The sequence below is a fragment of the Stieleria neptunia genome (genome assembly GCF_007754155.1).
In the GTDB taxonomy this organism is placed as follows: Bacteria; Planctomycetota; Planctomycetia; order Pirellulales; family Pirellulaceae; genus Stieleria; species Stieleria neptunia.
Map to the genome: position 1 here is coordinate 8,711,773 of NZ_CP037423.1, position 12,391 is coordinate 8,724,163.

The window sequence follows — 12,391 nt, forward strand, 5'->3', positions numbered from 1 at the left end:
TTAATTGCTGCAGTTCTTCGTTACAGCCCCGTTGATGTCGATTTGGACTTCAGTCGATTGATCAGCGGGACGGTCACCGCGATGATCATCAATGTCACGGCCACGGGGATCGGGATCAGGAACAGCCCCAGGACACCGATCACGAACAACCAGACCGCCGGCTCTTGAATCCAACCTTGGAACCGACCGCGGAACGGCCACATCAAAATGATGGCCAAACCGAACGTCAACAGCGTGATGCCGTTGACCAAGAGATCTTCCAGCGACTCGCGTTGCGTGAACGTCTGCGTCAACGGTGGCCCTTGCTCGATCGAATCCAAGCGTCGGATGGCGACCACGTCGAAATCGGAAAATCGATGCTGTGCGAACAGCGTCTGCGGCAATTCTGGATTGGATTGCAAGAAGCGGCCGGCCAATTGCAGCAACTGGCGGTCATAGGCATCCCATCGCTTTTGGGCGTCGCGATGGAGACTCGATCCGTCCGCCACGGGCGAGGACGCCTCCGCCGGATCCGACTCCGGTTTCGAACCGGTCGACGCTGCGGATTCCGCGGCGATCGGCGTCGTGCTGTCGGTGGTCGCGCTGTCGCCCGTTGGCGTGGATGACTCGACCATTCGAAACACGTGGCCGCTGCGTCTGGCGATCCCTTGGTAACGGGCGATCCATGGCAACAGCCAACGTTTGATTTCTTCGTCGCTTCGTTCGGCCAGCATGTCACGCGAGCGATCGATGGCCGTGACCACGCTTCCCGCCAACGCAACGGCACGCATCGAACCTTGCCGCTCGAAATCATTCGAGGAGCTTTCACCGAAGTCGACTTGCTGTTCAAGTTTCAGTTGTCGATTTTGATCGGCCAGCGGAGCCTGGTAGAACGTGACCCAAATGTCACGCGTCGGCACGCCCACCAAGTCACTCAGATAATGGGTGATGGCGCGTTCGGCCACGGGGACTTCGACCAGGACCTCCAACGATTGCGGAAGCCGGCTGTAGGCGAGCGGCACACGCACCTTGGTCGGATGCTGGGGTGTTGCGTCGTCGGAACCGTCACCGGCGTCGGCGTCGGGCGGCACATCACTCAAGTCAACTTCGCGTCCGGCAGACCAGATTCCGATACAGGTTGCCCCGATCGGCAACACGACCGAGACTTCATTACGGGTTTCCGGCAGCACGTCGAATCGCTGCAAGACCAACGCGTGATCGCCATCGAGAAACACCCTGGCGTCACAGCACAGAGCGAGCGGATTGATCGTCGCCTGTAACAGCGGTTCCAACTCGATCGACCAGTTGGTTTCGATCGGGGTGTAAAAGGAATAGCGTTCGGGCGATTCCACCTCGTTCTTGAATGCATCCATCCAGCCCTCGGTGGCCTTGACCGCACGCACCGATTGGGCACGCCACTGGATGGCCTGGGTCGTCAACTGGCCCGGCACCGCGATGCGGTGGTTGCGTAGTCTGGCCCCCAGCACCGTCACCGCTGGCACACTGACTCGAACCTGATCTCGGTTCTTCAGGCTGCCGGTGATCTGCACGCGTCGCACTTTTTCGTCGCCACGCGTCGATTGAACGGCTTCGTCGGGCATCGCGACGCGGATCACCGTGACCACATCGTCGCTGGATTCGCGTTTCGCCCAGACCCGCGCGTCGGTCACGTCCAGGTCGGCGGACCAACGTGTCGGGATCGTTAAATCGACGTAATCGGGTCGCTTGCCGCCGGGCAGTTCCAACAGCGTGTCGCAAAACCACTGGCCATCGGAGTATCGCATCCGGGTGATTTGATCACAGGTAAACATCGAACCGGCGGCGCGACGGCTGACCACGATCTGGTCGTCGGCCGACGGTGTGCTGCCGGAGCGGGAATCCACCACCGGAATCCGCCCGGCCAACAGATCGTCCTTGGTCAACGCGGCCGGCGTCCACGTGCCGGTGGGGCCGCCGTCGGACGCCGCGTTCTCCGCGGGCCGGTCCCGCGTGTTTTGCGGCTGCGTGTTTGGGGGTTGGGTCAGCGTCACGTCGAGCGAGCGTTCGCGCGTGATACGATACGTCTGGTGGGTCTGACCGTCCGACGAGATGGCGAATCGGGGCAGCGATGTCCGCCCCCGAATCGGGACCAAACTTTCGGCCAACACTTCGATCTTGGTGGCCCCATTGATTCGGTTGTCGCCGATCGCCAATTCCGTTCGAGTCCCCGTCGACGTTTTGACCGTCAGCGGCGTGATCGACGTGACGGCTTCGCCGTTGACAAAACAATTGACCAATCGGAAACGCGGGGGAATCGAGATTCGGAGGCGTTGCAGACTCGGCCGCAGGTCGACCAGATCCGCCTTCAACCTGAGTTCCATCTTGGTCTCGGCGACGTGCAAACGGTGATCCAGTTTGACCGTCGGGGTGGGATATTTGTCTTGCAACAGAACGAATGACGGGAACGCCTCTTTGATGACAAAGGCGCGTTGAATCTTTCCCGGATAGCCTCGCCAAGCGGCCAGAAACTCGTCTTCGGTCACCGGTTGCGACCCTTTTGCCAATTCGGAAACGCGAATCGAGCCAGCCGATTCGATGGCAAACAACGTCGGCGAGGAACGCTGCGACGCCGATGCAAAGACCTCCGGGATCGGCATCGTTTCACTGTCTTCGGTTGACGTCGGGTCGTTGAGCACCGACGGCAGCCGCCACAACAACCGGATCGGTGTGCCGATGCTGGATTGTTTTTCGAATCGATAGATTCCATTGCCGAGTGTCGCATTGACGCTCGAGGGGCGGTCGGGGCTGTCGACGTCGGATTCGGCCATCGCCCAACCGACCGACGTCAGACTCGGTGGCGGCCCGCCGAGAATCGTCAATTGCACCGTGTCGCCTTCCCGGAGTGATTCCTCCGGATTGATTTCACACTCGACGATCGTCGATTCGATTCCGGCCGAAATCCGATAGGCCCGGCTGAGGGTTTGCGCGGCGGGCTGTCCGGGTCGTTTCACCGGCCGACAGCGAATCGACAACTCGCGAATCGGCCCCAAGTCGGCTTCGTATCGCCCCAATTCGGGACGGAACAACGACCGCCCCAGGGGCTCGCCGAGCGAATCGACCTGAATCTCACGCGGCGCTTCGACGATCAACGTTGCCGAATGAATCGCCGGAATCGCCAATCGGATGACCGTGGTCGCCATCCCCTGTAACACGTCACCGTCGGCGGTGTCGCTGAACGGGTCTGGACCGCCAAGCGAATCTCCGCTGTCGCGGTCGACCGGCAGCGGTCGGTCCAGGCCATCCCCTCGCCCAGCGACGTTCTCCGAGTCACCGCCGAGCATTAACACAGACGGCAGGTACGTCAAACGCAGCAGACTCTGGCGGCTCGACGGGATGGTCGCGGTCACCATCCCTCGTTCATCGACGGTGAATCGGATGATTTGTGTTTCGCCATCCCCCACCCATTCGATCCGACGCAACGAATCGGCGCGGACGGGCAATCGCACGCGTGTCGACTCCCGCACCAATTGGATTTGATAGTCGGCCTGGACTTCTGCGGTGATCGAACCGGCCGCATCGCGTGGGGGCGTCAAGACGACACGGTACTCGGCCGATTGAAACTGGGCATCGACCGGGCGATCGGGATCAACGACCGAACGAATGGATTCGTAATCCGCTCGCGACATGTAGACCTTGTCCCCGGCGGGCGCATAGTCCGCTCCGATCGGCACCAGCAACTCGATCGGATCGTTCCGCCGGGTCTCGCCGTCACCGCTGCTGTCGATCTCGCGACGCGGTTCCTCGCCAGAGGAATCCTGCGCCGTCGCGACACCGGGCGCTGCGGCAAGCGTCCCGATCGCCAGCATCAAAATGGAACGGGTCGCCGAGACCGAAAAGTCTGCCGATCGGTCGCGGGCGCTTCGCTGTGACCGCGTGTCGTCCGACCGTAGCGCCCCATCGGTCCCGTTCGTCTTCTTCGCGTCCCGCTGGCGTCGATCGGTCATCACCACTTGCAACAAAGCCGCGGCGGCGAGCGGCACCGCAACCCAACCCACAATGGCCTGTTGGGCGGGCCACCAGATGATCGATCCACTGATCGCCGTCACCACCAGCACAAACAGCGTGTGAACGCCCATCGGAAACCACCGTGCGATCGACCAGCCCAAACAGAACAGGACCGTCGCGGTCAGCCACCCCAGCCCGATGGCCGCGTCTCGCGAAACCAAGATCAACTCCGCTCCCTCCGCCCCCTCCGCTGACTCGCCCGATTCGCCCGATTCGCCCGATTCGCCCGATTCGCCCGATTCGCCGGCGTACCAGTCCAGCAGGTGCGAAGCCGAGACGCGGTGCACGAGCAGCGTTCCCGCACCGGCTTGATAGGAAGCTTGATTTCGAATCACGTTGCCTTCCACCTCGACACGAGGAATGGGGCAGCGACGAAACCAACCGCTCGAGGAGTGACGTCGACGCATCAAGACGGAGATTTGATCACTTTGTTTTTGCGGGTTGATCCAAATCTCGCCGACGCCGACACGATCGGGAACGTAGCCCGTGTTGTTTCGGGAAACCGAAACGATTTCCAACTCATCGTCGAACGAAACACGAATCGGTTTGCGAGTCGAAACGTCGGCGACCAAATGAAACAGATCTTCATTGCGACTGTTGGCGACGACGTCAAACCGCTGGTCCCAAATCAACGTCGCCGCGGCGTCGCGACGCGCCCGACGCAACTGGATCTCGGGCCGCAGCAGCGGTTCGTATCGCAAATGTTGCGGTTGGTCCCCAAATGGCTGCAACGAATCGGTCGGTTCCGCCCCCGGCACCAATTGAACGCCCGGCGGGATTTCGGTGACCTCCCAACTGGCATCGATCGTGACCTCCGCGGTCTGACCGCGCGTCCGCCGCACGCTGGGCAGAGAAAGCGTCAACTGGTCTGCGACGGGGAAGTACCGTCGTCCGACCAATTCGTATTGCCGCAGGTCACGGCCTTCGAGTGTGATCAGGTAGGTTCCCAGCGGATCCAGCGGCATCCGTTCGACGCTGGAACTCGGCAGACTGACGGTCGCCGACTGATCGGTGCGTCGAAGCGACCAATCGAATTCTTCTTGTCGGGCGTTTCCGGTCAGCACCGACAGTTCCGAAATCGGCTGCGTCGTCTCGGCGCGGACCACGATCGTTTCGGCAACGTCGTTGCCCTCGGTTTCAATCACGTGACGCAGCGCCACGCCGAAGGAATCATCGACCGGTTCCAAGGTGACCGCGGGGATCTCGCCGGTGGGGCTGCGGATCAACAGCGTTTCCGATGTCGGTTGAAAAAAGGCGATCGATTCTTCGTCCAGGGTGGAGGACTCGAAGCGTCCCGGAAGCATCACCGAATTGCCATCCCATCGCCGTAGCGGTGGAGGTTGAATCGAGATCAGATGAGAACCGACGTGCTGCTCGGGACGCACGATCCACGTCGAATTCATCGCCAACTGGTTGCGATTCCTCGGCAAATTTTTTCGCGCAATCACCTCGATTTCGAACGTCGCCTGCGCCGACTCGCTGGGTGTCGGCCAGAGGACCCATTGGTTGGCACTGACGGGCACCGTGATGCGCCGCCCCGAACCGACGACGGTGACCGAGTCGACGTTCCAGTCCGGGTTGACGTTCATGCGAAAGGGTGACTGATGGTTTTGCATCAACCGGCATCGAATCCGGCTGTTGGATCGAACTTCCGGGGCCGGGGTCTGTTGGACACGCAAACGCGTCCAGATCGCGTCGATGAATCGTTCTTCCTTTTCAATCAACCGGAGCCGCGACCAGGTCGCATCGGATTGAGCATTTCTCGGTGGCGGACCGTCGGCGATCAGCAAGGTTTCTCCGGCACGCGTCGGTGTCTGAATCGATTGCCGCCACGTCGGCGGCAAGTCCCATTGTGCGACTTCCAATGGGTCCATCACCGCCACGATGGTTTGGGTCGACGCTTCGGTCCACAACACGTTCGGCTCGACCGGCGTCACCGACGGCAACTCGCAGATGCCATCGCCGAGCTCCCAAGTCGACGTCCCCTCGATCGTCAACGTCAACACACCCGACACCAGTTCGGGGCGCAGCGTTCCGCCGGCCGGATTGGCGGTCGACGGATCGATGACTCCGGCGACGTTGCCGGGCAGATCGACATCAATCAGCGATTGCCCGTCTTCACGACGCAAGACTTGATACGGTGCCTCGATCGAGTTGACTCGAATGGCCGTGACGGTCCCCAGCGGAGCACGCAGACGCAGACGGTTGCGTTGGCGGGGGAACTGGAGCGTCATCCGGTGAATCCACGAAACGCCCGACAAGTCCACCTCGTACTGTTTGGATTCTCGGCGGATGAACAACGGTTGGTTCGTGTCGTCGAGAGACCGTCGCCGGGCAAAGATCTCCAGCCGATTCAGCCCCCCGGCTTCCAACACATACCAACGGATGTCGCCGGTACGGGTCTGGACATCCGCGTCCGGAGGCGGGCCGGGGCGTTCGACCAGCACACCCTGGCTGGATTCCAAGACGATGTCGCTGGGCGTTGAAATGACCAATCGCGTCTGTGCGGTCCGCGGCAAGCGCAATTCAAAGCGTTTCGCCGCGCCCAACGATTGACTCCGCAACGTCCACCCGAATCGTATTTCAGATTGAGTCCAACCGTCGGATAGGAGGTCCGCCGACGAGCGGCTGTCCGCTGCCCCCGCGGCCCCGTCTGCCTCTCGCTCTGGCTCCCGAATCTCTGGCTGCTGAGATGCGGCGGGATCGTCGGCGACGACCGACTTGGGGATCACCGCAATCAATTCGCCCGCCGCATCAATTTCTAACCGCGGCACATTCACCGTCGACGCCGACAGCGGCGATCGCAGCCCGCCGGCGGAGTCCGTGATCGCCAAATTGACCTGTCCCAGCGTCCGCCGAATGATCGGGCGACGCTTGTGCTCGAGCACCAACTTGCTGCCCTCGCTGATGAACAGATCTTCGTCCAGCCGAATGTCATAAAACCCGCTGACCAAGCGGGCCTGATCCGAATCCGCGAATCGCTCGGCCCCGGTGCCGATGGCGTCACGCAGTTCATTGATCGAGACCGCGCGAAAATCGGACGGCACCAAATCGACGATCTGCGAAAGGAACACTCCGATCGGGCGCAGCGGCCGACCGTCACGGTCGCGAAGCGGCAGCGGTAACGTCAAGCGGTCGCGCGATGCCGCTGCAACATCCTCGTGACCCCCATCGGTCCACTCAGAGCCAGAATCCTCCTCCTCCTTCCCTCCCGTCTCCTTCTCCCCCGTCTCCTTCTCCCCCGTCTCCTTCCCTCCCGTCTCCTTCCCTCCCGTCTCCTTCCCTCCCGTCTCCTTCTCCCCTATCTCCTTGTCTCCCGTCTCCTTGTCTCCCGTCTCCTTGTCTCCCGTCTCCTTGTCTCCCGTCTCCTTGTCTCCCGTCTCCTTGTCTCCCGCCTCCTTCTCTCCCGTCTCCTTCTCTCCCGTCTCCTTCTCTCCCGCCTCCTTCTCTCCCACCACCGCGGGCGGTGGTGTCTCGCCGGGTTCTTGTTGACCGAACCCGGTCCCGGGCCACAGCATCAGACAACCGATCACGACCGGCACGCACATCAACCCGGATCGGATGTCGAAGAAACGACCGGCAGCGCCGCGGCGAAGCTTCGACGTGCCCGACGATGACGCCCCGGCGTGCCCGGTCTGGCACGCCTTGTTGTCGCTCACCGGGCGGTTCATGAAGCCACCTCGTTGGGTGATTTGGAGACGTCCTCCGGCCCGATCGAATGCGTCACGGCGACGCTGCTGGGCGGACGGTAATCGGGCGGCTGACGACGGCTTTGTGTCGATGCGTCGAGCCGCGCTTCACGCGTGCTGGTCAACACGCGAGAGGGTGTCGGCAAGACCAGGTTACGAATCGCCAGCATCACGATCACCAACACCAACGATAACATCGAGACTTGTCCCACCAGAATCGCGGCATCGGGAGCCGCGGCCAACAGGCCCGCAAAACCGACAATCGCGACGACCGACGACAACGGATTGCGTGTCGCGGGGATGTACGTCAACACCGCGGCCACAAACACGATCACGCCGGCAACGATCATCCACAGGATGGTGCGGGTGCCGACCAACGCCCGGAACGAGCGGTCATCCATCGACGAAAATAAATAGCGATTGCCGGTCGGCATCGGACTCAGCTCGATCAGATCGGACTGCGATGCGGCGATCCGATTGATCAGCGTGGTCTCGGTCATCAGCGGGCTGCGAATCAATCGCCAGCGGTCAAATCCCCACTGCATCTCACGTCCGACCGAAGGCGTCGTCCAAACCAGATGACAATCCGATGGGACGGTCAGCTGCCAAAACAGCTGCCCGGCCCCGGGACCGACATGCGCCAGGGGGACGATCGTTTGAAACAGACCGCCGCTGGTTCGGTCGACCCATAAACGAACATCGATCAGGTGCTTCTGCCTGTCGGAGGGGACACGCACGACCAATCGTTCGCCCACCATTTTGAAGGCCGCGCGTTCACCGTCGAGCGTGACGTAGGGCTCGGTTTGATCGGGATACCGAAGCTCCAACGCGAATTCACCGGTCCCTTCCAGACTGGCGATCAATTGATCGTGCTGCGAGATCTCGCTGATCACCGTCCGCACCACAATTTTGCCCGTCAGCAGTTCGCTGTCGGCGGGTGCCCGTGGCGAAATCCGCAACGGAACCGTTTTGGTCGGCAGCGTGCGAAAGACCAACTGATCGGTCAGTGATTTCTCGGCGGGCGTGATGTCGTGCGATTCACCTCCCAACAACTCCAACTCGACCTTGCCCCGCAACGTGATGTCCTGGACCAGCGGATACGGCAATCCGATTTCGACCAGGGTTTCGGGGGTCTCGGACTGGAAGGTCACCGTTTCCGAGTGAATGAAGCGGACTTCCATCTTGCCGTCGGCAAGCGCATCGGAAACCAGATCGTATTGCGTCGTCTGCGACAGCAGCGTCGCCTCGTCATGCTCCGCGTCATCCCGGTTGCTCTCGACCGAGTCCGATGCATCCGTTTTGACCGGTTGCAACTTGGCCGCACGGTCATTCACTTCGACGGACCATTGATTTTGCGTCGAGTCCGATGCCGCCGCAACATCTTCGCCGGTCGGCCCGTCCGACGACGCCTCCGGCAATCCCGCTCCGGCAATCAATTGGTTCGGTTCCGGGATCGCGATCCGCAGCCGTCCTTCCAAGTCGACGGGCGTTTCGATCAACCACGTGACGGTCGTCACCAATTGATCGCCGATCAATTTGACGTTGGCTTTGTTTTCCAGACTGATGCGGGGCGGACGCACGACCATTTCCCCGACGATGCGGGCGGCCGATTCGGGAGGCATCACGGCGAACACTCGGATCGCGTCGGCATCCCGCGGATCGTCCGCCGAGGCGCGCTCCCCGTTGCCGCCCCGTTCCAACCCGCTGCCGGTCGCCGAATCCGCCGTTCGCTCCAGATTGACCGAGCGTTCCAGGTCAACGACGAACGAACGCCGCCCCTTCCCCGAGAGCCGCACGATGGCTTCTTGAATCGTGATCGGATCGCGACGGTCCCCCGAACCGACGATCCGCGGCACCGGCAATTCGATGCGCTGATCCGCCTGCGCCGTCGACGCCTCCTGGATCGGACGCCGCGCCTTGATCATCACCGGGATGCTCTCCTCCATCCCCGTGTAACTGACTTCGATTTCGATCAAGTCATCCGATTCGTACCAGGGAAGCGGAGCTCCGGTGCGAGCATTTTCAATGCGAGGCGCCTGCCAATCCGCCAAATCGACGCTCAACAGTTGAGAACGATTGCCGTTTCCGACGGAACGAATTTCCATCGCCAGATTCGCATAGTTGTCTTGCAACTCGATGTCACACTCGCTGGAAACCCGGAACTCGCGTTTGGTCGCGTCCAACCAGATCGGCAACGTGAAGGCACCACGGATGAATTGAAAGGAATAACTCCGCTGGTCGACCGCTGCTTCCTCCTCAACGGCCGACGTCGTGTTTTTGACATACGATCGTTGATGCCACCGCAACCGATAATCCGCGCCCGTGGTGATGTTGATCGTGCCCTGGTTGCGGAGCGCCTCCTCGACGACGGGCACCTGCAAGGGCAACGGTTTCTTGACCGTCGGCGAATCGCTCGGAAGCTCCAATCGAAACTCCAACACGATGCTCTGCCGACGTTCGAACTTGGGAATCGTGACCAGAAACAACTCGTCGTCGGCGGCGTCAGGTTTGGAGAGTTCGACTTGCTGACCGAATTGACCACTGGTGATCAATTTCGGTTCGTCTCGCAACGATGCCCCCGGGGGAAGCCGCAGTTTAAAACTGGAAATCGGACCGCGCGAATCACGCACCGTCATCTTCACGTTCTGCAGCAACTGGTCCTGCGGAGAATTCCATTGCATCGCAATCCCGCTGGTGGCTTCCAACAGCGGTACCGAAACGGGACGATCCATCGTGCCCCACTGAAGCGTGAAACGGCCTCCGCTGCTGATCACTTTGAACTGACTGCGTCCTGTGTTGTCGGTCGACGTTTCAATGACTTCATCGTCTCGATTGGGAATCACGCCGACGACGTCCCGTGAATCACTGATCAAATTGATTTCCGTCGCAGCGGGTGGCAATCGAAAATCCAAGGCGTGCAGCACATCGGTCTCGACGCGAGCCGACATCTGCATGCGAAATCCGACGACGGTGTCCTGGGCGACCGAGGCGAGCAATTCATAATCCCCGGAATCCTGGTCGACCGACACGGCCAGCTTGTTGCCATTCTCCGCACCGGAAAAGAACTCGACCGGCCCCAGCCGATGGAAGTTTTCCATCGCCAAGGGAATTTCGATCGTCTCCTCCCCCGTCGCGTCGACCACCACACGCACCTCCACCGACAACTCCGCCCGATTGCCATCGACACGCCCGTCAATCTTGACCGTGTCGTAGACGTAGCGGCGGGTCTGGTTCTTGCCGCCCCGCTCCAGCTCCAGATACCGCTCGTAATTCATCCCCGGGGCGTAGATCGCATTCTCGGAGACATCCAAAAACATCATCCCCTTGATCGGCAGCTTTCCCGACTCGGCCGGTGTCGCTGAGGGGCGGAGGATTTCCGCAGGCGGATACGTCCCCGGTGGCTGGCCTTGGCTCGGTCCACCGATCACCAGCCACAACAACACTCCGGCGGACCCCAACACCGACGCAGCGATCGATCCGGCGGACATCAATGCCGCCGAAAAGATATTCGTTACCGAATCGGTGCGATTCATAAACCAGGTGGACTCGATACGGTCTGCGGCAACGCGGCGAGCCGACCGGGACTCGCGCGCAAGCAGCACGTGGCGGATTGAGAAAGGAGAAGGAAGCGGACCATGCTTCCGTCAATGGCGGACCATCCGTTCAGGAAACAGCCCCTTTAGTTTACGCAAACCACGCAACCGGAAACAGCAAAAGCGCGCCCTTCCGGCCCGGATTTCGTCGGTCTGCCCTCGGCCCGGGACTTCAAGTCGTCTAACCAGCCAATTCTGCAACATCGTCACATCCGTCCCTGATCCCCCACCATTGGACGGACACGTCAGAAAGTGCGAGCCGCCCCGCCGCGTCGCGGGAAAAACGCATCTCGGGAAAAACGCGTCGCGGTTCGCGACGGGACTCGTCAAGGCTTTCGCGGAGGCTTCAGCCCGAAAGAGGAATCTGGATGAGAGAACGCCGACAAAGCACTAACTCAGCGGCAACGGGCTACCCGTTAACGCGTCGATCGCCGCGCCGATCCACTTCGCCTCGATCACCCGGCCGGAACGATTGACGATCAGCCACGGTCGGGCCCGCCGGATCACGCCCTTTTCCAGAAAGTCGCCGAACAATGTCACACGCTGCGCCCGGTCGGGGTCGATCGGTCCCGACCCTCCCACATCCTGGGGACCGAGAAGGACCGCCGCGGCGGAATCGCCATCGTCCGCGTGATGCACGCGGCATCCCGAGGCGGCAACGCGCTCGACGCGGGCCCCCTCTCGCGCGGGCAAAACCAGATCGAGTGAGGGGTGGGCATCCAACAGCGTCGTCTGGATCGAAACCAGCAATTCAAAGCAAGCGTGGTTCCGGTCAACGGCAAACCCATCCCACTCAACCGGCCGGACGACCAACCGAAACCCGAACTGACGGTCGTCGGATTGGGGAAAGGACAGATGCAACTCGTCGCCACGGACGAATTGTTCGTCCAAACGCGGCAACGTTTGATTCCCCGGCTGATCGCTCGCCTGATCGCTCGCCTGATCACGCTGGGCAACCAGGCGGATGGCCTGGTCCCCGACGTGCAGCGCGACTCCATCGCGGCCTCCACGGGCTTCGATTCGCCAAACCGAATCTTCGACCTGCCAGGCCGCGATGCCGATTCGATTGGGGGCCGTCAACCACAT

3 protein-coding genes are annotated in these 12,391 nt (G+C 61.4%); all 3 read right to left on the reverse strand.

The window, feature by feature from the left end; genetic code table 11:
* Positions 1 to 20: 20 nt before the first annotated feature.
* On the reverse strand, positions 21 to 7,694 hold the full coding sequence (locus Enr13x_RS30350; protein ID WP_145390637.1) for a hypothetical protein: 7,674 nt from the start codon (positions 7,692 to 7,694) through the stop codon (positions 21 to 23).
* The gene (locus tag Enr13x_RS30355) at positions 7,691 to 11,245 is read right to left on the reverse strand and encodes a hypothetical protein (protein ID WP_145390639.1); all 3,555 of its coding nucleotides are present in this window, start codon (positions 11,243 to 11,245) and stop codon (positions 7,691 to 7,693) included. Before Enr13x_RS30355 ends, Enr13x_RS30350 begins: the two co-directional genes overlap by 4 nt.
* Positions 11,246 to 11,695: 450 nt before the next feature.
* The gene (locus Enr13x_RS30360) at positions 11,696 to 12,391 is read right to left on the reverse strand and encodes a hypothetical protein (protein WP_145390641.1); all 696 of its coding nucleotides are present in this window, start codon (positions 12,389 to 12,391) and stop codon (positions 11,696 to 11,698) included.